22 protein-coding genes are annotated in these 23481 nt (G+C 64.8%); 9 read left to right on the top strand and 13 right to left on the bottom strand.

Features of this window, described 5'->3' with window-relative positions:
• Position 1: 1 nt before the first annotated feature.
• The 3 genes from ACXAEH_RS22240 to ACXAEH_RS22230 are packed head-to-tail and all read right to left on the bottom strand — an operon-like array spanning position 2 to position 4333.
• Positions 2-1444 (bottom strand): carnitine 3-dehydrogenase, encoded by a 1443-nt coding sequence (locus tag ACXAEH_RS22240; protein ID WP_475036215.1) that lies wholly within the window; start codon positions 1442-1444, stop codon positions 2-4.
• Positions 1441-3516 (bottom strand): acetate--CoA ligase family protein, encoded by a 2076-nt coding sequence (locus ACXAEH_RS22235; RefSeq protein WP_475036214.1) that lies wholly within the window; start codon positions 3514-3516, stop codon positions 1441-1443. The genes ACXAEH_RS22240 and ACXAEH_RS22235 overlap by 4 nt, the downstream gene beginning before the upstream one ends.
• A gap of 1 nt (position 3517) precedes the next feature.
• A complete protein-coding gene (locus tag ACXAEH_RS22230; protein ID WP_475036213.1) occupies positions 3518-4333 on the bottom strand; it encodes an enoyl-CoA hydratase-related protein in 816 nt (271 codons plus the stop codon).
• Between the two features lie 118 nt (positions 4334-4451).
• Here ACXAEH_RS22230 and ACXAEH_RS22225 point away from each other — a divergent pair, with 118 nt between their 5' ends.
• Entirely contained in the window at positions 4452-5396 is a 945-nt protein-coding gene (locus tag ACXAEH_RS22225; protein WP_475036211.1) for a LysR substrate-binding domain-containing protein, read from the top strand.
• Between the two features lie 166 nt (positions 5397-5562).
• Here ACXAEH_RS22225 and ACXAEH_RS22220 read toward each other — a convergent pair whose 3' ends face one another.
• The 6 genes from ACXAEH_RS22220 to ACXAEH_RS22195 form a co-directional block, all read right to left on the bottom strand.
• A complete protein-coding gene (locus tag ACXAEH_RS22220) occupies positions 5563-6330 on the bottom strand; it encodes an SDR family NAD(P)-dependent oxidoreductase (protein ID WP_475036210.1) in 768 nt (255 codons plus the stop codon).
• Between the two features lie 13 nt (positions 6331-6343).
• Positions 6344-7528 (bottom strand): glycine C-acetyltransferase, encoded by a 1185-nt coding sequence (locus ACXAEH_RS22215; RefSeq protein WP_475036209.1) that lies wholly within the window; start codon positions 7526-7528, stop codon positions 6344-6346.
• Positions 7529-7538: 10 nt separating this feature from the next.
• Positions 7539-8831, bottom strand: coding sequence for a TRAP transporter large permease (locus tag ACXAEH_RS22210; RefSeq protein WP_475036208.1), 1293 nt, complete (start codon positions 8829-8831; stop codon positions 7539-7541).
• Complete coding sequence (locus ACXAEH_RS22205) at positions 8828-9325, bottom strand: TRAP transporter small permease (protein WP_475036206.1); 498 nt, start codon at positions 9323-9325, stop codon at positions 8828-8830. The genes ACXAEH_RS22210 and ACXAEH_RS22205 overlap by 4 nt, the downstream gene beginning before the upstream one ends.
• Before the next feature lie 55 nt (positions 9326-9380).
• On the bottom strand, positions 9381-10373 hold the full coding sequence (gene dctP / locus ACXAEH_RS22200) for a TRAP transporter substrate-binding protein DctP (RefSeq protein WP_475036205.1): 993 nt from the start codon (positions 10371-10373) through the stop codon (positions 9381-9383).
• Positions 10374-10455: 82 nt separating this feature from the next.
• Positions 10456-11481 carry a proline racemase family protein gene (locus ACXAEH_RS22195; RefSeq protein WP_475036204.1) on the bottom strand — a complete coding sequence of 342 codons (1026 nt, stop codon included), beginning with the start codon at positions 11479-11481 and terminating at the stop codon, positions 10456-10458.
• 98 nt (positions 11482-11579) lie between these two features.
• Here ACXAEH_RS22195 and ACXAEH_RS22190 point away from each other — a divergent pair, with 98 nt between their 5' ends.
• The 5 genes from ACXAEH_RS22190 (at position 11580) to repC (ACXAEH_RS22170) (ending at position 16402) form a co-directional block, all read left to right on the top strand.
• A complete protein-coding gene (locus tag ACXAEH_RS22190; protein WP_475036203.1) occupies positions 11580-12566 on the top strand; it encodes a GlxA family transcriptional regulator in 987 nt (328 codons plus the stop codon).
• Positions 12567-12817: 251 nt separating this feature from the next.
• A complete protein-coding gene (gene repA, locus ACXAEH_RS22185) occupies positions 12818-14005 on the top strand; it encodes a plasmid partitioning protein RepA (protein WP_475036201.1) in 1188 nt (395 codons plus the stop codon).
• The gene (repB, locus tag ACXAEH_RS22180; protein WP_475036200.1) at positions 14002-15018 is read left to right on the top strand and encodes a plasmid partitioning protein RepB; all 1017 of its coding nucleotides are present in this window, start codon (positions 14002-14004) and stop codon (positions 15016-15018) included. The genes repA and repB overlap by 4 nt, the downstream gene beginning before the upstream one ends.
• A gap of 173 nt (positions 15019-15191) precedes the next feature.
• Entirely contained in the window at positions 15192-16100 is a 909-nt protein-coding gene (gene repC / locus ACXAEH_RS22175; RefSeq protein ID WP_475036199.1) for a plasmid replication protein RepC, read from the top strand.
• A complete protein-coding gene (gene repC, locus ACXAEH_RS22170) occupies positions 16097-16402 on the top strand; it encodes a replication initiation protein RepC (RefSeq protein WP_475036197.1) in 306 nt (101 codons plus the stop codon). The genes repC (ACXAEH_RS22175) and repC (ACXAEH_RS22170) overlap by 4 nt, the downstream gene beginning before the upstream one ends.
• Before the next feature lie 296 nt (positions 16403-16698).
• Here the strand turns inward: repC (ACXAEH_RS22170) and ACXAEH_RS22165 are convergent, their stop codons facing one another.
• Both ACXAEH_RS22165 and ACXAEH_RS22160 read right to left on the bottom strand, forming a co-directional pair.
• Positions 16699-18345, bottom strand: a complete 1647-nt coding sequence (locus ACXAEH_RS22165; protein WP_475036195.1) for an ABC transporter substrate-binding protein — start codon at positions 18343-18345, stop codon at positions 16699-16701.
• A gap of 35 nt (positions 18346-18380) precedes the next feature.
• Positions 18381-19907: a sulfatase family protein gene (locus ACXAEH_RS22160; RefSeq protein WP_475036194.1), complete on the bottom strand. Its 1527-nt coding sequence runs from the start codon at positions 19905-19907 to the stop codon at positions 18381-18383.
• A 96-nt stretch (positions 19908-20003) separates the two neighbouring features.
• Here ACXAEH_RS22160 and ACXAEH_RS22155 point away from each other — a divergent pair, with 96 nt between their 5' ends.
• The gene (locus ACXAEH_RS22155; RefSeq protein ID WP_475036193.1) at positions 20004-20915 is read left to right on the top strand and encodes a LysR family transcriptional regulator; all 912 of its coding nucleotides are present in this window, start codon (positions 20004-20006) and stop codon (positions 20913-20915) included.
• A 73-nt stretch (positions 20916-20988) separates the two neighbouring features.
• Here ACXAEH_RS22155 and ACXAEH_RS22150 read toward each other — a convergent pair whose 3' ends face one another.
• A complete protein-coding gene (locus tag ACXAEH_RS22150) occupies positions 20989-21612 on the bottom strand; it encodes a helix-turn-helix transcriptional regulator (protein WP_475036191.1) in 624 nt (207 codons plus the stop codon).
• A 139-nt stretch (positions 21613-21751) separates the two neighbouring features.
• Between ACXAEH_RS22150 and ACXAEH_RS22145 the strand changes: the two genes are divergently transcribed.
• Together ACXAEH_RS22145 and ACXAEH_RS22140 are read left to right on the top strand one after the other, a co-directional pair.
• Positions 21752-22288, top strand: coding sequence for a DUF4142 domain-containing protein (locus ACXAEH_RS22145; protein ID WP_475036189.1), 537 nt, complete (start codon positions 21752-21754; stop codon positions 22286-22288).
• Positions 22279-22611, top strand: a complete 333-nt coding sequence (locus ACXAEH_RS22140) for a cupredoxin domain-containing protein (protein ID WP_475036187.1) — start codon at positions 22279-22281, stop codon at positions 22609-22611. The genes ACXAEH_RS22145 and ACXAEH_RS22140 overlap by 10 nt, the downstream gene beginning before the upstream one ends.
• Positions 22612-22635: 24 nt before the next feature.
• On the opposite strand, the gene ACXAEH_RS22135 is transcribed toward ACXAEH_RS22140, so the two are convergent.
• Positions 22636-23445 (bottom strand): helix-turn-helix transcriptional regulator, encoded by an 810-nt coding sequence (locus ACXAEH_RS22135; protein ID WP_475036186.1) that lies wholly within the window; start codon positions 23443-23445, stop codon positions 22636-22638.
• Between the last annotated feature and the right edge of the window lie 36 nt (positions 23446-23481).

Raw genomic sequence — 23481 nt, 5'->3', positions numbered from 1 at the left:
TCTATGTCTTTGTCAAATCACGGATCGCCGCCCCGGCGCCATCGGGCCGCGGCAGATGGGAATGCGCGCATTCCAGCGCTTTCAGGGCTTGGGCAACATGCGGCAAAGGGTCTGCCACCCGCCGCGTCGCCAGATCCACATGCAGGATCATCATCTCCACCGTGGCGCTCAGCCCATCCGGCCCCAGGATGCGGTGAAACAGATGCGTCTTCTTGCCAGAGCCATGCAGCACCTGGGTCTGCACGGTGATCTCATCGCCCTCATGCAGCTCCGCCAGATAGCGCACATGGGTCTCAGCCGTGAAATGGCTGTTGCCGCCGGCGATATACTCCGCCGTCACCCCGCAGCTTTCGGTCAGCGCATCGGCGGCGTTTGAGGCCACCTCGATGTAATGCGCCTCGTTCATATGTCCGTTGGCGTCCGTCCAGCTCGGCGGGATCACCCGCTTGGCGGTTACCGGCAAATCCGCGGTCTGCGGAACAGCCAAACCGGCCTCCTGCGCCTTCACCGCGCGCCCGGCACCGGCATCCCGCTGCTTCAAGGCCCGGATCAGCGCCACCAGATTGGCATCCCGCGCCCGCTCCATCTGCCGGATGCTCAGATGCCCCGACTGTGCATCGGACTGCGCCGCCAGCCGTTCCACCAGCGCACCGTCCAGCTCCGGCACATCCATCAGCCGCGTCAGCGGTTCCTTCAGCGAAGGCCCGAACTGCGCCAGAAAATGCCGCATCCCGGCCTCGCCGCCCGCCAGCCGGTAGGTGTCGAACTGCCCCATCTGCGCCCACCGCAGGCCAAAGCCGTAAAGGATCGCCTCGTCGATCTCCTGCGTCGTGGCCACACCCTCCTTCACCATCCACAGGGTCTCGCGCCAGACCGCCTCCTGCAAACGGTTGCCGATGAAGCCGTCAATCTCGCAGCCTATCACCAAGGGATGCATCCCGATCCCGCGCAGCACCTCCGCCGCGCGGGTTTTCAACGCCTCCGGCGTCGCGTCCGAGCCCACCACCTCAACCAGCGGCACCAGGTAAACCGGGTTGAACGGATGCGCCACGATCAGCCGTTCCGGGCGCTCCAGCAGCGCCTGCAACTGGCTCGGCCTGTAGCCCGAGGTCGACGACGCCAGCACGGTGCCCTCCCCCAAATGCGGCTCAATCTCCCGGTACAGAGCCTGTTTCACCTCCAGCCGCTCCGGCGCGCTTTCCTGTACCCAATCCGCTCCGGCTAGCGCTTCCGTCAGCGATGGCGCAAAGTGCAGTGACCCCTCCGGCGGCAATGGCCGGTCGTACAAGGCAGGCAAGCTGGCACGGGCGTTGTCCAAGACCTCACCCAGTTTGCGCTCCGCATCCGGCGCCGGATCATAAACCGCCACGTCATGGCCGTTGAGCAGAAACCGCGCCGCCCAGCCGCCGCCGATCACGCCGCCGCCAAGGATCGCAACCTTCATTCCGCCGCCTCCCGGACAGCACCCTGCGCCGGCACGATCAGCGCATCCACCGCCATCGCGCCGGTCTCAGTGACCATCACCGGGTTCACGTCGATCTCCGCCACCTGATCCCGCATCGCCGCGCAGGCCGTGGAAAACGCGCTCAAGGCTTGGGCCGCCGCCGCCATATCCCGCGGTGCATCGCCCCGCACCCCGTCGATCAGCTTGGCTACCCGCAAGCGGCGGATCATCTTCTCTGCCTGCCCGGGCCCAAACGGCGCGCGGGCAAACTGGCGCTCATCAAACAGCTCCACCAGCGTGCCGCCCGGCGCCACCATCACCAGCGGCCCGAAATCCGGATCCATCACGCAGCCAAAGGCCAGCTCAACGCCTTTCGCGGCCTGTTTCTGCACCACCACCCGCGGCCCCAGCCGCGCCGACAGATCCGCATAAGCCGCGGCCAGCGCAGTCTCATCGCCAAGGTCTAGGATCACCCCGCCCAGATCGCTCTTGTGGTCAATCCCGGCCTCGGCGGTTTTCAGCACCACCGGATAGCCCAGCTCTTGCCCCGCCGCAGCCACGCTGCCCGCATCGCTGCACACCCGGCTGAGCGCACCCGGCACGCCGAACCCGGAGAGCACCTCCAGGCTCGCCGCCTCATCCAGATACGCGGGCAGCGCCTGCCCGAGAGGCACCTCAGGCGCGGTCTCAACCTCCGCCCGCAAGCCATCTGCCCAGGCCTGAAACGCCTTCACCGCCTGCATCGCGGTTTCAGCCCCGTTCAGGCAGGGTACCCCCGCTTCCGCCAGCGCCTCGCCAATGCCGCGGTTATGGGTCTGGCCAAAGCTGGCATAGAAAAACACCGGTTTTTCCGTGCGCGCCCGCAGCTGCCTGGCGTGTTCCAGCAGTCCCGGCTCATAGACGTAATCATCCCGCAAATCCGCCTCGAACCCCAGCATCGACACTTCCGGCGCCGCCGCCAGAATGTCCAGGCCGCGGTCAAACACCTTGGGAAACTCATCCGTCATATCCGCCGCGCAATCGAGCGGGTTCGACGGCTCCAGCTCCGGCGGCAAAGCCTCGCGCAGTGCGATGCGGGTCTTGCCGCTCAGCACCGCCAGCGGCGTGCCGGTCTCCGCCGCCAGGTCCACCTGCATCTCGCGCAACCCGCCGCTGTCGGTCACCAGCCCGGCGCCGCCCGGCCCCGGAATACGCCCCGAGGCGCACAACAGCGCCGTGTTCATCAGCGCATCAACCGTATCCACCGCAATCGCGCCGCACTCCTCGAACACCGCCTCATAGGCCGCATGGCTGCCCGCCAGCGCCCCGGTGTGCGAACGCGCCAGCCGCGCGCTTTCCTCAGTGCGGCCCACCTTGCAGATGACCACCGGCTTGCCCGCATCCCGCGCCAGCTTCAGCGCCTCCACCAGCCCTTCGGGATTGCGCGCGCTCTCCATGAACACCGCAATCGCCTTGGTGGTCCCGCGGCTGGCGGCATAGGCGATATATTCATCCACCGTGGCGCCGATCTCCTGCCCGGGCGAGGCGACCAGATCGAAGCGGAACCGCGGATCGTTCATCCCCAGCACCGTGAACACGCTGCCCGAATGGGCAATCAGAGAGATCCCCCCCGCCCGCATGTGATCCGCCGGATAGAAGCTGCCCACCAGCCCGGTCTGCGTGTTGATCACCCCCATGCCCGAGCCGCCGCAGATGGGTAGCCCGGCCTCCGCCGCAATATCCTTGAGCCGCGCCAGCAGCGGGGTGCCATTGACGGTCTGCCCCTGGCAGAGGTCAAACACCACCGCCGACTTTGCGCCCATCGCAATCGCATCCACCAGCGCGCCTTCCAGATTGGCGCCGCCGATCCCCAGCACCGCCACATCCGGCGCATGATCCAGCTCCCGGATCGAGGCCAGCGCCTGCCGCCCCAAAATCTCCCCGCCGCGCGGGTTGATGAAACTGATCCGCTCCTGGAATCCACCAGACAAAGTGGCCTCAGCCAGCCGCGCCCCAAAGGAGCCTGCCCGCGCCGAGGCGCCCACCACGGCCACCGAACGGGCCTCAAACATCGGAGAAAGCCTGTGCATCATCTTAGCCCTTGAACTTGGGATCGCGTTTTTCGGCAAAAGCCACCGAGCCTTCGGTGAAATCGTCCGAGCGGATCATCTGCTCGTACATCGGCATGTCGCTCTTGCCGACCCAGGCCCGGCGCACCGCCGCATGGCTTTCCTCAACCGAGCGGTGGCCGTATTTGCGCATGTATTCCTTCAAGGCACCGGCAACCAAAGGCGCCCCTTGCGCGATCGTGTCTGCCACCCCGCGGGCGTGTTCCATCAGCTGGTCCACCGGCACCACATCGCGCACCAGGCCCCAGTGCTTGGCCTCATCCGCATACATCTTGCGCCCCGTCAGGATCAGATCCATCGCCACGTTATGCGGGATCCTGTGATGCAGCTTCTGGATCGCGCCTGCATCCGGCAGGAAGCCGCGCTGCATCTCCGGCAGCCAGAAATAGGCATCCTCGGAGCAGAGGATCACATCTCCCCCCAGCGCCAGCTCAAAACCGCCGCCGATGGCGCCGCCCGCCAGCGCCACCACCACGGGTTTGTAAAGATCGAAAAACTCCGGCAGACCGCCCAGGCCGCCCGGCCCAAGGTCGAACCCCTGCTCCGCATCCGCGCTTTCCCCTGCGGCAAAGGCCTTCAAATCCCAGCCTGCCGAGAAAATGTTCTTCTCGTTACCCAGGCTCGACAGCAGCCCAACACTCAGCCCCTCATCCTCGTTCAACCGCTGAAACGCCGCATACATCTGACGGCTCAGATCCAGATTGATCGCATTCACCGGCGGCCGGTTCATCGCCACCGCCAGCACGCGGCCGCGCGCCGTCACCTCTATCAGCCCAGCCATATCGTCTCCCCTCATGCCTCCTGCGGGCACCAGCCCCGCGCATTCCGCTTGATTTCAACGGTAAAGAGGCGACAAGGGTAGAGAGAAAGCGATCATTCTATCATGAAGGATTTTCATGATGCACTACTGGAAGACCATCCCGCCGCTGAAGGCCCTGCTGGCGGTTGAGGCCGTGGCCCGGCTGCGCAGCTTTACCCGCGCCGGCGAAGAGCTGAACACCAGCCAGTCCGCCGTCAGCCACGCGGTGACCCAGGCAGAGGCCTTCCTTGAAACCAAATTGTTCGACCGCTCCGCCCGCCCCGTCGCGCTGACGGCGGAGGGCACCGAATACATTGCCTCGCTCAGTACCTGCCTGGCGCAGCTCTCGGCCGACACCCAGGCGCTGCGCCGGCGCAAGGAAGACAACACGCTGACAATCTCCTGCAACCTGGCTTACGGCAACTACTGGCTGCTGCCGCGGCTCAAGGGGTTTCACGCCGCGCACCCCGGCATCCAGGTCAATATGGTCACCGCCTTTCACGGGCTGTCCACGCTCGACCCCGGCATCGACGTGGCCATCCGCTTTGGCCGCGGCAACTGGCCCGGCTGCCAGTCCAGGCTGCTGTTCCGCGAGCAGATCCTGCCGGTCGCCTCCCCCGGCTATCTCGAACAGGCCGGCGCCGCGTCAAACCCGCAGGACCTCACGGCCCATACCCTGCTGCACGCCCGCTCCAACGACAAATCCTGGTACGACTGGGCGCAGTGGTTCTCATACTTCGGCGTCAGGCAAAGCGGCCCCCTGCCCGGCCCCGCCTTCGACAACCACCTCTTGATGATGCAAGCCGCCCTCAGCGGCCGCGGCATCGCGCTTGGCTGGATTGGCACCGCGCTGGACTTCCTGCAGGAGGGCCAGCTGGTGCCGGTGCTCGACGCGCCGGTGGTGCTGGAAGACGGCCTCTATGCCGTGGCCCGCGACCGGAGTTCCCCGCGCATTGCGGCCTTCCTCGACTGGTTCGGCAGCTACACCGAGACTGAATTCCGGGCACAGACGGAAGCGCACTGGCCCGGTCTCGACACCCAATAGCCCTGGAAGCAGCAACCCAGTAGAGCGCAAAGGGCTGCAGAGACCCGCGGGGTGGCGCAAATGCGCCGCCCCATGGGGGCGGGTCATGCCGGAGGCATGCTTTCAGCATGACGCAGCCCGGCCTGTCGGCCGGGCGGGTGGCATCAATTGAGCGAAAAATGCTGCATCAGCCGTCCTTGATCACCCCGGAGGCGTCAAACCCGCCATCCACCGGCAGGTTCACCCCGGTGATGTAGCTCGACTGCGGCAGCGCCAGATAGACGGCGGCCGCAGCCACCTCCTCCGGCGTGCCGTAACGGTCCATCGGGATGCCCGCCAGATAGGCGCGGCGGGTCTCGGCGTCGTGCATCTTCTTGACCAGGGCGGTCTCGATCCCGCCCGGCGCCAGCGCATTCACCGTGACCCCATGCTTGGCCCATTCCATCGCCATCACCCGCATCATCGCCGACACCCCGCCCTTGGAGGCGCCATAGGCCGCGCGCCCGGTCCCCCCGCGCACCCCGGCCATCGAGGACATGGCAACAATCCGGCCATACCCCTTGTCCACCATCACCCGGCCCGCCGCCTGCAGCATCAGGAAGCTGCCGGTGAGGTTCACGCCAATGATCCGCTCCCAGTTCTCCCGCGTGGTGTCCAGCGCATGCTGCTCCAGCCCGATCCCGGCAAAATGCATCAGGATCTCCAAGCCGCCGAAGTGCTCCAGCGTGGCGCCGATCAGCGCGTCCACATCCGCAGCCTCGGCCACATTGGTGTGCTGGAACAAGGCCTTAGTCCCCTCCCCTTCCAGCTGCGTGACGACATCCGCGCCCGCCTCCTCATTGAGGTCGGCGATAACGATGTTCGCCCCCAGTTCGGCCAGCATCCAGACCGTGGCCAGGCCAATGCCGCTGGCGCCGCCGGTGACAATCGCTGTCTGCCCTTTCAGTGAAAACATCTCTCTCCCTCCTTCAGGAAATCACGCCCAGCTCGCGCCCCGCCTGGGCAAAGGCGGCAATGGCGCGGTCCAGATCCTCAATCGAATGCGCCGCCGACATCTGGGTGCGGATCCGGTCCTGATCCTTGGGCACCACCGGGAAAGAGAACGCCGCCACATAAACCCCCAGCTGCCGCAGCCGCGCGGCAAAATCCTGCGCCAGCTGCGGATCGCGCAGCATCAGCGGAATGACCGGATGCTCCCCGGGCAGCAGCTCAAACCCCAGCGCCATCATCTCCCGGCGGAAATGCTCCGCGTTGCGCCGCAGCCGCGCCCGCAGCTCCGGCTCCTCCTTCAGGAGGTCCAGCACCCGCAGGCTGGTCTGCGCAATCACCGGCGCCAGAGTATTGGAGAACAGATAGGGCCGCGAGCGCTGCCGCAGCCAGTCCACCACCTCGGCACTTGCCGCCACATAGCCGCCGGAGGCGCCGCCCAGGGCCTTGCCCAGGGTGCCGGTCAGAATATCCACCCGGCCCTCCACCCCGCACAGCTCCGGCGTGCCGCGCCCGTGGTCGCCCAGAAATCCCACCGCGTGGCTGTCGTCCACCATCACCATGGCATCGTATTTCTCGGCCAAGCCGCAAATCTCGGGCAGCCTGGCGATATAGCCATCCATCGAGAACACCCCGTCGGTGGCAATCAGCCGGTAGCGCGCGCCTTGCGCCTCCTGCAAACAGCGCTCCAATTCGCCCATGTCCGAATTCGCATAGCGGAACCGCCGCGCCTTGCTTAAGCGAACCCCGTCGATGATCGAGGCATGGTTCAGCGCATCCGAGATGATCGCATCCTCCGGCCCCAGCAGCGTCTCGAACAGCCCGGCATTGGCATCAAAGCAGCTTGGGAACAGGATCGTGTCCTGCATCCCCAGAAACCCGCTCAGCCGCGCCTCCAGCGCCTTGTGCGGGACCTGCGTGCCGCAGATGAACCGCACCGAGGACATGCCGAACCCGTACTGCTCCAGCGCGCCCCGCGCCGCCGCCACCAGCGCCGGGTGGTTCGACAGCCCAAGGTAGTTGTTGGCACACAGGTTGATGCTGCGGCTGCCATCCTCCAGCACCACCTCCCCCTGCTGCGGCGAGGCAATCGGCGCTTCGGTTTTATACAGCCCTTCCGCCTTCAGGCTTTCCAGCCGGGCGGCAATGTCTTGCGTGAACGTCATGTCCAAGTCCTTAGTATCCGAGAATATATTCCGGCAGCGCCAGCGCCACGCCGGGGATATAGGTTGTCAGGATCAGCGTCGGGATCCAGGCAAAGGCGATCATCAGCAGCGTCGGCTTCAGCATCGACTGCACGGATGTCTGCCCCACCCGCGCGCCCAGATAGAGCAGCGGCGCGGTCGGCGGCGTGATATTCCCCATGCCCAGATTGACCCCGATGATGGCAGCAAACTGCACCGGATCGACGCCCAGATCCTGCACCACCGGCAGCAGCAGCGGCGCCGACAAAAGCACGCCCGAGACGTCGTCCATCAGCATCCCGATTGCCACCAGCACGATGTTGATCATCAACAGGATCACGATGGGGTTCTCCGACACCGAATAGATGAATTCCTGCGCCAGCGCCGGGATATCCTCGAACACCAGCAGGCGGCTCACGATCATCACCATGAAGAACATCACCATCACCGCACCGGTGGTGATGCCGCTTTCGATCACCGCCTCCTTGAAGGTCTGCCAGTTGAGGCCGCGGTAGACCCAGAACCCCACCGGCAGCGCATAAAACACCGCAATCGCCGCCGCCTCGGTCGGGGTCATCACCCCGCCATAGATGCCGCCCAGGATGATCACCGGCATCAAAAGCGCCGGGGTGGCAAAGGCGGTGCGGCGGCGGGTCTCGGCCAGCATCGACTGCGGCGCCTCCTCCAGCACGATCTCCTTGCGGGTCCGCATCAGCACCCAGTTCACCAGGCACAGCAGGGTGATCAGAATGATCCCCGGCACCACGGTGGCCAGAAAACACTTCAGCACCGACTGCCGCGTCACCCAGGCATAGATGATCTGAATCGAACTGGGCGGGATCAGCAGCCCCAGCGGCGCCGCATTGGCGATCAGCGCTGCCGAGAACCCCTTGGGGTAGTTGTGCCGCTCCAGCCGCGGCAGCATCACCCCGCCAATACAGGTCAGCGTCGCCGCCGCCGACCCGGAGATCGAGCCGAAGATGGCGCTCGCCAGCACCGCCGCCGCCGACAGCCCGCCGCGGAAGCGCCCCAGGAACAGCGAGGCCATGTCGACCAGCGGCTCCGCCAGCTTGCCCCGGTTCATGATCGCGCCGGACAGGATGAACAGCGGGATTGCCAAGAGCACGATATTGTTCATCCGCCAATGGCCTGAGGACAGGAAATTGGCGATATCGGTCTCGGCCGCCCAGCCGAGGTACAAAAGCACCGCGCCAAAGGCAAAGGGCACCGGCAGCCCGATCACCAGCAGCAGGCACAGCAGGATGAAAACGATAGCCAGGGTCATGATGCAGCCTCCGGGCTGGCCGCACGGGCACCGCGCAGGGTCTGCAGCCCGTTCAGCAGCGCATGCAGGGTCATCAGCACAAATCCCGCGGCAATGAAGAACCGCGGCACTGCCAGCGGGATCTTGTAAACGGTGGTGGCGGGGATGTTCGGCCAGCGGGCAAATTCGTTCAGGAACATGCGCACCGCGAAATAGGTCAGCCCGGCCAGGATCAGCGCCTCCAGCAGCTGGATCACACCGGAATAGACCTGCCGCCCGCGCGGCGTGCGGATCATTTCCAGAATGATATCGGCCTTGATGTGGCTGTCGGTTTTCGAAGCCAGCGCGCCCCCTGCAAAATACAACAGAAAGGCCACGATCAGCGCCCATTCCTCATAGGCAAACAGATCACTTTCAAAGACATAGCGCATCAGCACCACCACCAGGAACACCGAGGCCAGAAACAGGCTGCAGGTGAACACGATGGCGCGCTCCAGTTTGACCAGCAGGTCCATGGGCTCCCCCTCCCCTAGGGAACCGGGGCAGGCCCAAGCCCGCCCCGGCACATCATCAGTTCAGGTCGGCCTTGATCGAGTCGAGCAGCGCCTTGCCCAGCTTGTCCTCCAGCACCGGCCAGACGGTCCCGCGCACATGCGCCGCCAGCGCCGCGCGCTCGGCGTCGGAAATGCCCACCACTTCGATGTTCTTCTCACCCAGCCGCCCGATGTATTCGGCATCAACGCTCTTGCTCAGCGCAAACGACTTGGCCGAGGCTTTGGCAAAAGCCTCCGCAATCACCTGCTGCTGATCGGCGCTCAAGCCGTCCCAGGTGTTCTGATTGATGTAAAACGCGGTGTTTTCGACAAAGGCGTTATAGGGGGTGAAATATTTCACGCTGTCGCCGAACACGGTGTAGTTCGACTCGGCGGTGCCGCCGATCACACCCTCGATCACCCCTTGCTGGATCGCCGGAACCACATCGCCCCAGTTCATCGTGGTGGTCTTGAAACCGATCGCCTGCGCCGTCAGCCGGCCCACGTCAGCGCTCCACACCCGGATGTTCAATTCCTTGTCCCCGGTGCCGCCCGCATCGGCCGGCGCCTTGGTCGAGCCGACGCCGATAAACCCTTCGGCAAAGACGCCCAGCAGTTTCATGCCCTGCGCCGCGATATGCTCGTCATAGATGCCATAAAAGGCAGAGCCTGCCGAATAGACCTTTTCCATCTCTTCGTAGTTGCTGACCAGATAAGGCAGCGAGTTGATTTCCAGCACCGGGTCCTTGTGGCTGTAAATGAAGGTATGGCCAATATCGATCACCCCTGCGGCAACGTCATCAAACACCACCTCGCCATTGCCCAGCTGGCCGGCCGGGAACAGTTTGATCTCAACGCCCACTCCGGCGCCTTCGATTTCAGCGATGGTTTCCTTCAGCACCTTGGTGGCGTTGTGGTCGACCGGGTGCTGGCCTGCCAGGCGCAGTTTCACATCGGCCGCCGCCGCGCTGGCGGCCGTCATCAGCGCCAGCGCCGCAGCACCCAGTTTCAGTCCGGTAAAAAGCTTCATTGCATATCCTCCCAAGTGAGTGCCGGAAAAAGGGGTAAGCCCCGGGCAGCTGCACCGGCGGCGGCAGCCGGGGCGCAGGGGGTCAGCGGGGCGCCGCTGTGCCCCAGGTATCGGAAAGCGTGTAGCCCAGCGGGAACGGATCAGAGGGATGCACCCCCAGCACATGGCGGCCATAGATCCAGGCCCGCCCGGCGACCTGCGGCTGGATTGCCTCCCGTCCGCCGCAGGTGGTTGTCCCGGTGATCCTCGCGGTGAATTCGCCGCCGATGATCGAGCGCGACGACACCGTATCCGCCAGGCTGATCTCGCCCCGCGCCAGCATCACCGCCAGCCGTGCGGAGGTTCCCGTGCCGCAGGGCGACCGGTCGATGCGGCCCGGGTGAATGATCGTCGCATTGCGGATCGAGGCCCCCTGCCCCGCGATGAACATCGGGTATTCCACCCGGTTGAAGGCATCGACCTCCGGATGCTGCACTTTGATCTGCTCGGCAGCGGCAGCCTGAATGCGCGCGCCCAGCTCCACCAGGTCCCGCGCCTCGTCCGGGGCAATCGCAAACCCCAGCTCTTCGGCCTTGATCAGCGCAAAATAGCAGCCGCCAAAAGCCACATCGGTCTTGATGGTGCCCAGGCCCTCCACTTCCAGCGGATGGTCGAAATGCTCGGCAAAGCTCACCGGCATCGCGATCTGCACCCGCTCCACCTTCTTGCCGTCCCAGTACGCGGTTGCCTTGATCAGCCCCGCAGGCGTGTCCAGCGGCACCACCGCCTCCGGCCCTTCCGCCTGCACCAGCCCGCTTTCCAACAGAGCTGTCACCACGCACATGGTGTTGGAGCCGGACATCGCATGCGCCCCGTCCGCCTGCAGCGGGATAAAGCCGAATTCCGCCTCCGCCCGGCACGAACGCTGCAGCAGGTTGATCGTCATCTGCGCCGCTCCGCGCGGCTCATAGAGGCACTGCTTCAGCAGGCTGTCGTCGGTGGTGTTGATGAACCCCATCTTCTCCACCAGCGAGGCCCCAGGGATCTCCGGCGCGCCAGAGACGATCACCCGCCCGACCTCGCCTTCCGCATGCACGCCGAGAAGTTCGATTTCCCGCTCAAGTTCCATAAAACCGCCTTCGCTGTCAGATCCTGTTGCAACAGGAAATTCCAGATTCCGGCGGGTAAAACTTGAATGATATATTCATTTACTTGTAAAAACTGCGTATGACCATCCCCCGCAAGCCCGAGGTGACCTTTGCGCTCACCATGACGCCGACCTTTTCGGTGCTGGCGCTCAGCGCCTTTGTCGACACCCTGCGCCACGCCGCCGACGACAATAACCGCAACCGGCAGATTTATTGCAGCTGGCAGATCTGCGGCCCCGACCGCACACCCGTCCGCGCCAGTGCCGGCATCGACGTGACCCCGGACACGGCATTTGCGGACATGCAGGACCCAGACTACCTGATCGCCATCGGCGCGCTGATGCCCACCATCGACGACGTGCCGCAGCAGACCCTCGACTACATCCGCGCCTTCCACGCCCGCGGCGGCACCGTCATCGGCCTGTGCACCGGCAGTTTCATCCTCGGCCAGGCCGGGCTGCTCAAGGGCCGCAAGGCCGTGGTCCACCACCGCCACCGCCGCGATTTCCTGTCCCGCTACCCGGACGTGCAGATCACCAGCCGCGACATCCACGTCCGCGACGGCCGCGTCATCACCTGCCCCGGCGGCACCGCCTCCATCGACCTGGCAATCTCCCTGCTCACCCCGAAACTGGGCCGCCAGCGCGCGCTCAAGGGTCTGGTCGAGATGAGCGTCGACCGCCACCGCCAGGCCACCGACATGGCCATCACCCCGCTCAGCAAATTCGACAGCCACGCCGACCGCCGCATCCGCATGGCAATCCAGCTGATGCGCGAGGACCTCAGCCAGCCCCTCACCACCGGCGAGATCGCGGATAGCCTCGGCGTCAGCCCCTCGCAGCTTTCCCGCGTGTTCCAGACGGAAACCGGCCACAGCCCCGCCCGCTTCCGCCGCGCCCTGCAGATGGAGCAGGCCCGCTGGCAGCTGGTCAACACCAGCCTGTCGCTCACGCAGATCGCGATGGAAACCGGGTTTTCAGACCTCGCCCATTTCTCCCGCGCCTTCTCCGGCATCTACGCGGTACCGCCGCGCGACTTCCGCAAGCAACTGCGCGCCCGCGGCTGACACCTGGCCCTGTTTCGCAAAATTCCGGATGAAATCAGACCCTAACAAGGGCATATTGCCCTCAGGCCACGGTGGCGCGCTCAGATCCGCCGCCGGCGGCCGCTGACCGGCCAACTGTAGAAAACACTTGCACGAATCCGCCTGTTTCGCCAATAGTCACGAAAAAGAGGCGGTAAACGCCAATTTCCGTGAACACGCTGCAGCAATACGAACTGCGCAGACCCACGGAGTTACATACGGGCAGCGAGCAGATGGATACTACACACACTCCCGAGGACCTCAACGCGGTAATCCGCCAGCATTCCGAATGGATTGCTGCGCAGCTGCACGCGCAGCGCGAGAGCCTGTTTCCGCCCAACGCTTCGAAAACCATGCGGAAATTCACCTCCGGCGAGGCCGCGGCCCTGCTCGGCGTGAATGATTCCTACCTGCGCAAGCTGCATCTGGACGGCAAGGGCCCCTCGCCCGAGCTGACCCCCGGCAACCGCCGCCAGTACACCGCCGACGACATCCAGGAACTGCGCGAACTGCTGGAAAAGACCGCCCGCAAGCCCGGCGACTACCTGCCCGGCCGCCGTGACGGTGACAAAATGCAGGTCATCGGGGTGATGAATTTCAAGGGCGGCTCGGGCAAGACCACCTCCTCCGCCCACCTCGCACAGCGCCTTGCGCTGAAGGGTTACCGGGTGCTGGCCATCGACCTCGATCCGCAGGCCTCGCTGACCGCGCTGCACGGGGTGCAGCCGGAGTTTGACCTGCAGGACGGCGGCACGCTCTATGACGCCATCCGTTACGAGGACCCGGCGCCGATCCAGTCGGTGATCCGCAAGACCTATATCCCGAACCTCGACCTGATCCCCGGCAACCTCGAACTGATGGAGTTCGAGCACGACACCCCCCGCGCCCTTGCCCAGGGCAGCGCCGGGCTGTTCTTTTTCCGGGTGAAAGAGGCTCTAACACAGGTGGATTCCGACTATGACGTGGTGGTCATCGACTGTCCGCCGCAGCTTGGCTTCCTCACCATGTCCGCACTTTCCGCCGCCACCGGCGTGCTGGTCACCATCCATCCTGAGATGCTCGACGTGATGTCGATGTCGCAATTCCTGCGCATGACCGCCGACCTGATGGACGTGATCGCGGAATCCGGCGCCGATATGAGCCACGACTGGATGCGCTACCTGCTGACCCGCTACGAACCCTCGGATGCGCCGCAGAACCGGATCGTCGCCTTCCTGCGCACCATGTACGGCGACAAGGTGCTGAACGCGCCGATGCTGAAATCCACTGCAATCTCCGACGCCGGCCTCACAAAACAGACACTCTACGAGGTCGAGCGCAGTGCCTTCACCCGCTCGACCTATGACCGCGCGGTTGAAAGCCTGAACGCGGTCAACGACGAAATCAGCCAGCTCATTCAGGAAACCTGGGGGCGCACATGACCAGCAAGAAATCCCGTCTCTCGATGCTCGACAGCCTGGCCGCGGCCGGCGCGCCGATGGCCTCCGCGGCCCCGGCCTCGTCGATGATGGCCAGCAACCGCGCCCTGCGCTCGGCCCGTGACGCGGTGGATTCGCACCGGGTCTGGGAGCTTGAGCCGCATCAGATCCAGGATGACCGGCTCACCGACCGGCTCGACCCCGAAGACATCATCGACCTGCGCGACGCGATCGAAACCAACGGCCAGACCGTGCCGATCCTGGTGCGCCGCCACCCTGTCGAGCCCGACCGCTACCTGCTGGTCTACGGCCGCCGACGGCTGGAGGCGATCCGCTCCTCCGGCAAGGTCGCCAAGGTCCGCGCCCTGGTTGCCAATCTCGACGATGACGCCGCGGTGCGCGCCCAGATCTCCGAGAACATGGCCCGGCGCGACCTCACCTTCATCGAGAAGGCCCTGTTTGCCCAGGAGCTGGTCGAGAACGGCTTTGGCAACCAGTCGCAGGTGGCCGAGGTGCTGACCGTCACCAAATCCTCGGTCTCCATGGCCATCGCCATTGCCGAGGCCATCGGCCCCGGGCTAGCTCGCGCCATCGGCCCCGCCCAGGGCATCGGCCGCCCGCGCTGGGACACGCTTGCCAGGGCCATCGAGGAAACCGGCATCGACCGCGGCAGGCTGGTGGAGATTGCCAATACCGAATACAGCAATTTCGCCCTGGAAGCGGTGACCGAAGGCGCCGATGCCGCCCCCGCGGATCCCTCGCTGCTGGCCTTTGAAGCGGTGTTCAAGGCCGCCGTCCCCGCCCCGTCTTCACAACCCGCCAAACCGGCCAAAAAGGCACTGCAAGGGGCGCAGAAACTGACCATCGGCGGCAAACGCGGCGCCACTTTGCGCCGTTCAGCCAAGGGTTTGAACCTGGAGCTTCCCGGCGGCGAGTTTGCCGACTGGTTCGAGGCCGAAGCCCAGACCCTGATCGAAGAGCTTCACGCCCGCTGGCAAGAACGGGTGGAAGGTTAAATGAAAACAATAACTTAAGGAGGCACAGAGCAGACTAAAAAGAAGGCCCCGCAAAGCCGGAGCTCCACGAGACCTACTTGTTTCTAGCACTCTCAAGTTAGTGGCCGGAGCCCTTAACCGCAAGTCCAAAGCGATTCGCGGGCCGCTCTTTTTTTGTCTTTCGTGATGATGACATGGGATACATGCCGATTACGCCTTTCGGGCGAACGGTGGATTCTGTCCTGCTGCACCAGCAGGCCGCCACCGAACGGGGCATTGCGCCCGCAACAGTGAACAAATGGGACGTGCTGCGCGAACTGGCCACGGCCCGCAAACGCTATGGCCTGAATGACCGGGACATGAGCGTGCTGCAAGCGCTGCTGAGCTTCCTGCCCGGCAAAATGCTGGAGCCGTCGCAGAAGGATCTGGTGATCCACCCCTCCAACCAGACCATCTGCGAGCGGCTGAACGGCATGCCCTGCTCCACCATGCGGCGTCATGTGGCCAAGCTGGTGCAGGCCGGCATTCTGGCCCGGCGCGACAGCCCCAACGGTAAACGCTACGTGCGCCGGTACCAGGGTGATCGGGTGGCGTTTGGCTTTGATCTCTCCCCTCTTGCGCTGCGGTTTGCGGAGTTTTGCGATGCGGCCGAGGCAGAGCGGGACATGCAGGAGCGGCTCAGGGAGCTGCGGGAAACCGTCAGCCTGATGCGGCGGGATCTGGCGAATCTTGCCCTGTTCGGTGCGGCGGAAATGCCGGAGCTGGGGGTGTGGGATCAATTTCATGACTTTGCTCTTTTGACCGCCCGGCAGTTGCGGCGGAAGCTTGGCGTTGCAGAGATTGAGGCGGTCCAGGCGGCTCTTAAAGTCAAGCTGGCAGAGGTTTCCGGCCTTCTGAAAACCAGGAAAATGAGCACCTGTGACGGCCAAATTGAGCAGCACTATCAGAGTTCAAAAAAAGACTTTATGAATTTGAACAGACGCAAGTGCCGGAAACGGATCGCCAAGCGGAAACCCTTTTTGCAACGAATGCCCTGCCCGCTTCGGAAGAACCCTCTTCCAAACCTTCTGCAGTATCCGCTCCAAAACTTCCGTTGCGAGTGATCCTCGAGGCCTGCGGGGAAATCAGGACCTATACCGGAGAAGCGATCACCCAATGGCATGATCTGGTCAGGGCCGCCGACACGGTGCGGCCGATGATGGGGATTTCCGCCACGGTCTGGGAGGAGGCTAAGCGCGCCATGGGGGCGGCCGAAGCCTCGGTTGTGGTGGCGGCGATGCTGGAGCGGTTTGGCGATATCCGATCTCCCAGCGCCTATCTGCGCAGCCTCAGCACCAAGGCCTTGGCCGGGGTGTTCTCCAGCGGGCCGATGGTGGTTGCCCTCTCCCGCCGGGCAGCGGCGTGAGGAGTTCACAGCTGTGAACTTTGGCTGGGTGCGGCTGTGAACAGGGCCTGCGGGCTGAGGATTTTGCATCAGCACACAGTAGCACGCCGGGCTTAACAAGTGGCAAGCGGTGCGCACGGTGGCAACGCAACAGGCGCGGGGCAGACCTAGGAAAGCTGAGATGCCGGTGTATCTGAAGGCCAGTCAGAACGTGGGAAAAGCTCTGGCCCAAGGCCCCCGCCCCGGCATTCCCGGGGTTCGGAGCACGATCCGGGGTCCTTGGGCCAGCCTGGTATGACCAGCCCAAAGAAAGAGGCTCAGACCCAGCCCATCTTGTAGTGATGGTGGTCAAAGGAGAGATGCTGGCCGCACCCGGCCAGTCCCGGGCGGTGGTGGCGGTAGAGCGCACGCCAATAAGGCTGAATGGCAACGCCCTCGTCCTGGATCAGCTTTTGGATTTTGGCCATGACATCCCGGCGCTTGTCTGCGTCTGCAATCGACAGGGCCTCGTCCAGCAAGGCGTCGAATTCCGGGTTGTCCCAGCCGAATTCGTTCCATGCTTCGCCGGAGCGGTAGGCGACGTTCAGGATCTGCACCGCCAGCGCCCGGTGGTTCCAGTTGGTGGCCGAGAACGGGTATTTGGTCCAGTCGTTCCAGAAGGTCGAGCCAGGCAGCACCGTGCGCTTCACCTTGATGCCTGCATCGCGCAGCTGGGCGGCCACCGCGTCGCAAGTGTTGCGGCGCCAGTCGTCGTCGATCGAGATCAGCTCATGCTCGAAATCTCCCATGCCGGCCTCGTCCATCAGCGCCTTGGCCTTCTCGGGGTTCACCTCCAGCGGCGGCAGTTCGGCGTAGGCCGGATGCACCGGGGAGACGTGGTGGTTTTCGGCAGGCGCCCCGAGGTTGTTGTAGCCCAGTTCCAGGCAGACCTTGTTGTCGACGGCCAATGCCAGGGCCTTGCGGACGCGGACGTCTGCATAGGGTTTGACGCCGTTCACCTCGGCCTGCTGGTTGGGGCGGATCACCAGGGTGGAGGCGGTCACCACCTCGGATTTCTCCAGGCCGAGATCGTCGAGGATGGAGATGTATTCGCCGACGGATTCATGCAGCATGTCGACTTCCTCGGATTCCAGTGCCGCCAGCCAGGAGGAGGGGTCGGTGCCGAAGTCGAGATATTCAATGCGGTCGAGGTAGGGGCCGCCGTAGACCTCGGTGCCCCACCAGGTGAAATCGGCCTTGCGTTCCAGGATGCAGTTCACCCCGACCTGATGTTCGGCAATCACATAAGGGCCGGTGCCGATGTTGTTCAAGAGGTCGGCGGTGTCGAAATTGGCGTGGATGATCTGCGCCGGATAGTCGGCCATCGCCGGGATCAGTGAGATGTCGGGGCGGGGCAGGGTGAGTTTCACCGTGAGGCCGTCGACCACAGTGATGGCGCCGGGAAGGGCCTTGCCGCTGTCCTTGTCGACCAGCGTGGCCATGCGGGCGGCCATGGAGTTGCCCTCGACGGATTTGTCGCACCAGCCTTCGATATTGCGGGCGACATCGGCGGCGGTAAAGGGATCGCCGTTGTGCCAGGTGACGCCGGGGCGGACGTGCAGGGTGTATTCGGTGGCGCTGTCGTTCACCTCCCAGCTTTCCAGCAGCATGCCGCGGAAGGAGCCGTCGTTGTTGTACTCGACCAGGTACTCAAAAGTGCCGCGGGTGATATTGCCGATCTGCGACCAGTCGTAGACGCGGGGCTCTTTCAGGCCTTTGACGTCCATCTGGATGCGCAGGGTGCCGCCCTGCTGGGGCGTGGCTTCGGCGCGGGCCGGGGCGGCGGCGCCGATCAGCCCGTAAGCCGCGGTGGCACTGACGCCAAGGGCGGTGGCGCGGGACAGGAATTCGCGGCGGCTGAGCTTGCCGCTCTGCACTTCGGCGGCGTGCATTTTGGCCGCGGGGTGGATGTTGGGATGGGTCATGTCGGTCTCCCTGGAGTGATCTTGGCCTGCGCGCATCAGTAGGTCGCAAGCGATGGGCCGCCGGCCTGGGGGGCGGGCGGGAATTCGCGGGTGATTTGCTCGGTAAACTGTTGTTTTTGTTGGGTATAGTTCGGATGAAAGTAAAGATTTACATGTTCGCCGGGGTCAGAGGCGAGGTGGAACATCTCACCCCACTCCGGGTTCTGCGGGTAGAGGGTGAAACGCCAGTCCGCGCTGAGCAGGGTCTGGTTGTAGGTGTCCATGCGGGTGCGCGGGTGATACTCGGCATAGAAGGTCTCGCGGCCCGGTGTTTCGGGCGCGGGCAGCATGGGCTGGAAGGATGTGCCGTCGGTGTGCTGGGCGGGCAGGGCGAGGTGGTCCTGCAGGGTGGCGCGCAGGTCGAGGTGGCTGGTGATGCCCTGGCGCTCGCCGGGAGTGACGCCGGGGCCTGCGATGATCAGCGGCACATGCAGCAGCGGGCGGTAGGGGGAGGGGCCCTTGCGGATCAGCCCGTGGTCGCCCAGCAGTTCGCCATGGTCGGAGGTGAAAATGATCAGGGTGTTGTCCGTCAGCCCCCGGGCGTCGAGCTGGGCGAGGATGCGGGTGATGCAATCGTCGATCATCGAGACCATGCCGTAGGTATGGGCGATGGCCTGGCGCAGAGAGGCGTCGGAGAAGCGTTTGGTGGTCTGCATGAAGCCCTGCTCGCGCGGGGGGCCGGGGTTGCGCAGGAAGTCGACATAGCTGCTGGCGGCTTCCTCGCGGTCACCCTCCAGGATGTAGGAGGGCATGGCGGAGAGTTCGTCGGGGACCAAAGCCGGGGCAGGGACCTCGGCGGGATCGTACATGTCGCACCAGGGCGCGGGCGGCGCGAACGGGTGGTGCGGGTCGGGGTAGGAGACGAAGAGGAAGAAGGGCGCGTCGCCGTTTTGGTCCTGCAGAAAATGGCAGGCCTGATTGGTGATCCAAGTGTTGTAGTGGAGCTCTGCCGGGATGGCGGATTTCCAGACCTCGTCCATGTCGCCGGGCGGCTGTTCCAGCGCGTTTTCGGGGAGGTAGAGCGCGGCGGCCTCGGGCGCGGTTTGGCGCAGCCAGTTGGCGTAGTGGCCGCCTTCGGTGGCGCTGACGGATTTGCCGATCAGGATGTCCACTGTGTCAAAGCCGTAGAAGGGGCCGGTCCAGCCCGCGCTTTGCGGCAGGTCCCAGAAGGCGTTGCTGTCGGGCATTGCGTGTTCGGCGCCTGCGAGGATGGGCTGGAAGTGGAACTTGCCCGCGCCGTGGGTGCGGTAGCCGGCGGCCTTGAGGTTGTGGGTGATCAGCGGCAGGTCCTGGGGCAGGGCGACGCCGTTGCGGGTGAGGCCGTGGTGGCGGGCGAACAGGCCGGAGAACAGGGTGGAACGGCTGGGCGAGCAGATCTGATGCGGGGTGAAATGATTGCGGAACAGGGCGCCGCGGGCGGCGAGGGCGTCGAGCTGCGGGGTCTGCACAACCGGGTTGCCGGTGCAGCCAAGGCTGTCGGCGCGCTGCTGGTCGGTCATGATCAGGATGACGTTTGGGGGCATCTGGGTCCTCTGCGGTTGCGGCGCAGGGACGGTAGCGGGCCAGAGGGATTTGGAAAAATACTATGTTTTTGCCATGATATTCGTAAAGTGAATATCATGTTCAGTCAGAAGCAGCTCGAAGTGTTCCGCGCGGTGATGTCCACCGGCTCTGTCTCTGCCGCCGGGCGGCGGCTGAACCTGTCGCAGCCGAGCGTCAGCCGGATCCTGGGCGATCTGGAGCGGCAGTTCGGGGTGCCGCTGTTTCAGCGCAAGAGCAAGGGCGTGCATCCGACGCCGGAGGCGGAGGCGTTTCTGGAGGAGGTGGAGCGCAACTATCTGGTGCTGTCCAACCTTGAGGAGGCAGCGGCGCAGATTGCCCGCAAGGAGCGCGGCACGCTGTCGATTGCCACCATCACTGCCGCCTCGCTGGAGATCGTGCCCCGGGCGCTGGAGCGGCTGGGGGTGCGGGAGAAGCAGATCAAGGTGTCGTGGCAGGTGAAATCCTCGAAATGGGTGCTGGATTTTGCCCGCTCGGGGACGCTGAAAACCGGCTTTGCCAATGTGCTGCATATGCCGACGGGGATGCATTTGCTGTTTGAGGGCGCGGTGCCGCATATGGTGTTTGTGCCGGAGGGGCATGGGCTGGCCGCTGACGCCGGGCCTTTGCCGCTGCGGGAACTGCGGGGCGTGCCGCTGATCGGTCTGCTGGGGCAGGTGGCGGATGAGCTGGCGCTGCGCAACATAGGGTCTAATGCGGGAGCTCCGATGACGGCGGAGACCTCTTTGGCGGCGCTGACGCTGGCGCAGCATTGCGGCGGGCTGCCGGTGATTGATGCCTTTACCGCGCATTACTGGCAGCAGCGCCACGGCGGGCGGGCGCGTATCGTGCCGGACCTGCCGGCCTACCGGTTTGCGGTGTTTGAGCCGCTGGGCAGCCGGGCGTCGATGATCGACCGGGAGTTCCAGGCCTGCCTGATGGATGAAATCAGGCGGATCATGACCTGGGCTGGGGCAGAAACCTCAAGTTAGAGCCTGATTCAGAGGCTCCCTTTGGTCTAAAGTCCAGCCGCTGCGCTGGCCGGCCCGCTGGGCCATGGCCTGTTCAGTCCTTGCGGAAGGCAAACCGGCAGCGCTGGCCGCCCCTGACGATGCATTCGCGATGCTCAACCTGGCAGCCGGAGAGCCCGCGCAGCAGGGTGAGGTCCAGTTCGCAGACTTCCGGGTGTTCCTCTGCCACATCGTGAAAGACGCAATTATGGGCGGCAATAACGGGGAGGCTGCCGGGTTCGGCGTCCTCCAGCGAGGCTTCATAGCCGAGGCTGGCCAGGGCGGCGCTGATTTCGCGTATCTTGTCTTCGCCGGACAGGCCCGCCAGATCCGCCTGCAGGCCCGCGGCAAGGGAGCGGCCCAGATCCTGCAGCAGGGCCTTGGTTTCCTCCGTGCCCAGCCGGTCCTTGACGGCACCCACCAGCAGCGTGGCGATCAGCGAATAGGATTGTTTGAAGGTGGCCTGGCCCTTGCGGGTCAGCCGGTAAGTCTGGCCGGGCCTTCCCTTGGTCTTTTCCACCCGGTGGCTGGTGATCAGCCCGTCGCGCTCCAGCGATTTGACATGCTGGTAGGTGGCGTTGCGGGAGATCTCCAGGCTTTGCGACAGGGCGTCGATATTGGCGCCTTCGGGCTGGTAGAGCAGGGTTTTCAGAATGGCAGACTGGCTGGTTCCAAGCATCCGGGACACTTTCCTGTGAGTGGCCAACATCTAATGCGGCCGCCGGTTTGACGCAACTTTGTAATTTAAGTAATTAACAAAGGGTGTAAAGAATCGGCTGACGAGGCTTTGCACCTGATTGAGTGAAAGGGAGAGAGCTGTGGAACACCTGAAAATGACCGCTTTGGCGGCGGCCTGTGGACTGGCCTGCGCGGCTGCAACGGCTGCTGGCGCCAGCGACAAGATGAATGATCTGGAGATTGCGCATACGGCCTATACTGCCGGGGCGATTGATATCCGCTACGCGCATCTGGCGCTGGCGGTGTCCGAAAGCCCGGAGGTGCGGGAGTTTGCCACCGTCATGCTGCGCGACCATAGGGCCGTGAACGAGGCCGCGGGCGGGCTGGTGGCGGAGCTGAACGTGACGCCCCAGGACAACGACCTGTCGCGGGCCCTGGTCTCGGGTGCCGCGGAGAAGCGGGCAGAGCTGGCCGGGCTGTCGGGCAAGGATTTCGACTGCGCCTATGCCGCCAACGAGCTGGCCTATCACCAGCTGGTCAACAAGACGCTGGAAGAGAGCTTTATCCCCTGGGCGACCGTGCCGCAGCTCAAGGACCTGCTGGGCGAGGGGCTGGTGACGTTCCAGGCGCATGAAAAACATGCGGAGAACATGGTGGCGGCGCTGCAATGCGGCTGAACCGGCGGGGGTTTGGCCTGTCCCTGACGGCCGCAGCTATGCTGCCGGCCGGGCAGGGGCGGGCTGCGGGCGCGGAGCATTCCGTGGCCATCCGGCGGTTCAAGTTTGAGCCGGCGGAGCTGGTGATCCGGCCGGGGGACCGGGTGGTCTGGGAAAACAGGGACTCGGCCCCGCATACGGCGACGGGCCGGGACGGTGGCTGGGACACCGGAGAGATCGTCAAGGGCGCGCAGGCCGGGGTGGTGTTTGAGCGGGAAGGGCGGTTTGAGTACCTTTGCGCCTATCATCCGCATATGACGGCGGTTGTGACCGTCCGGCGCTGAGCCCGGTTTGGCAGGGCGGAGGGGTCAGCCGGGGGCCTTCTGCCATTCCAGGAAGGCGTTGAACAGCTGCTGCTGGGTGCTGATGCCCAGTTTGGCATAGGCGTTCTTGCGGTGGGTTTTGACGGTGGGCAGGGCGATGCCCAAGGTCAGGCTGATCGACAGGCTGGAGTGGCCCTTGAGGATCATCTGCACCACCTCTGCCTCGCGCGGGGAGAGGGTGGCGCGGGCGAAGTCCTTCAGCGTGCGGTCCGGGGCCTCGGAGTTCGGGGTGACCGACTCACGGGACCAGAGCCGGGTGAAAGCTGCCCCAAACAGCGGCAGGAAGGGGCGCAGGCGGTCCAGCAGGCTGTCCGGGAAGCCGCCTTGGGACGCGGGGCGGGCAAAGCTGATCTCGCCCATGGCGCCTTCGGGCAGTTCCGCCAGCAGTGTGAGCTCTACCAGGCCCGCAGGCCAGCCGGGGGTGCGGTAGCCGATCTCCTCGCCGTTTTCGACCAGGATGCCGGGCGTCCCGGGCGCCGGGTTCCAGTTGTCGGGCGCCAGGTCCGCCATCCGGTAGAGGCCCGGCTGCAGCCCGTCGAGCAGCGCGTTGCAGACCGGGTTCAGGAGATAGGTGCTGCGCACATAGAGCTGCACCGCGTCCTTGGCGGCGCCTTGCGGGTAGGTGTCCGCCAGGTAATGCGGGCGCTGGCCGGGGCGGTTCACCACGCAGAACGCGGCGGTGAAGGGCAGCAGCGGGCGGGCGGCGGCAATCAGCTCTGCCGCGCCGCCGCTGCCATTGATGACGCGGGCCAGCGCGCTGTTTGCAGCCGCAATGTCAGTGCCTTGAAATTCCACGTTATCCTCCCGGTCTGCCTGCCATAACACGCGGCG

Source organism: Leisingera sp. ABM4_060, assembly GCF_056158765.1.
The sequence above is the reverse complement of the archived record's forward strand: the minus strand, read 5'-3'. Positions and strand labels throughout refer to the sequence as shown.

Bases quoted from the DNA above. Each gene is read 5' to 3' on its own strand.
- ACXAEH_RS22230 (WP_475036213.1), bottom strand. From the start codon at position 4,333: ATGGCTGGGCTGATAGAGGTGACGGCGCGCGGCCGCGTGCTGGCGGTG.
- ACXAEH_RS22190 (WP_475036203.1), top strand. From the start codon at position 11,580: ATGACCATCCCCCGCAAGCCCGAGGTGACCTTTGCGCTCACCATGACG.
- ACXAEH_RS22205 (WP_475036206.1), bottom strand. From the start codon at position 9,325: ATGGACCTGCTGGTCAAACTGGAGCGCGCCATCGTGTTCACCTGCAGC.
- ACXAEH_RS22140 (WP_475036187.1), top strand. From the start codon at position 22,279: ATGCGGCTGAACCGGCGGGGGTTTGGCCTGTCCCTGACGGCCGCAGCT.
- ACXAEH_RS22195 (WP_475036204.1), bottom strand. From the start codon at position 11,481: ATGGAACTTGAGCGGGAAATCGAACTTCTCGGCGTGCATGCGGAAGGC.
- ACXAEH_RS22240 (WP_475036215.1), bottom strand. From the start codon at position 1,444: ATGAAGGTTGCGATCCTTGGCGGCGGCGTGATCGGCGGCGGCTGGGCG.
- ACXAEH_RS22225 (WP_475036211.1), top strand. From the start codon at position 4,452: ATGCACTACTGGAAGACCATCCCGCCGCTGAAGGCCCTGCTGGCGGTT.
- ACXAEH_RS22220 (WP_475036210.1), bottom strand. From the start codon at position 6,330: ATGTTTTCACTGAAAGGGCAGACAGCGATTGTCACCGGCGGCGCCAGC.
- ACXAEH_RS22165 (WP_475036195.1), bottom strand. From the start codon at position 18,345: ATGACCCATCCCAACATCCACCCCGCGGCCAAAATGCACGCCGCCGAA.
- ACXAEH_RS22150 (WP_475036191.1), bottom strand. From the start codon at position 21,612: ATGCTTGGAACCAGCCAGTCTGCCATTCTGAAAACCCTGCTCTACCAG.
- repC (WP_475036199.1), top strand. From the start codon at position 15,192: ATGGGATACATGCCGATTACGCCTTTCGGGCGAACGGTGGATTCTGTC.
- ACXAEH_RS22160 (WP_475036194.1), bottom strand. From the start codon at position 19,907: ATGCCCCCAAACGTCATCCTGATCATGACCGACCAGCAGCGCGCCGAC.
- ACXAEH_RS22215 (WP_475036209.1), bottom strand. From the start codon at position 7,528: ATGACGTTCACGCAAGACATTGCCGCCCGGCTGGAAAGCCTGAAGGCG.
- ACXAEH_RS22235 (WP_475036214.1), bottom strand. From the start codon at position 3,516: ATGATGCACAGGCTTTCTCCGATGTTTGAGGCCCGTTCGGTGGCCGTG.
- dctP (WP_475036205.1), bottom strand. From the start codon at position 10,373: ATGAAGCTTTTTACCGGACTGAAACTGGGTGCTGCGGCGCTGGCGCTG.
- repB (WP_475036200.1), top strand. From the start codon at position 14,002: ATGACCAGCAAGAAATCCCGTCTCTCGATGCTCGACAGCCTGGCCGCG.
- ACXAEH_RS22210 (WP_475036208.1), bottom strand. From the start codon at position 8,831: ATGACCCTGGCTATCGTTTTCATCCTGCTGTGCCTGCTGCTGGTGATC.
- repA (WP_475036201.1), top strand. From the start codon at position 12,818: ATGGATACTACACACACTCCCGAGGACCTCAACGCGGTAATCCGCCAG.
- ACXAEH_RS22155 (WP_475036193.1), top strand. From the start codon at position 20,004: ATGTTCAGTCAGAAGCAGCTCGAAGTGTTCCGCGCGGTGATGTCCACC.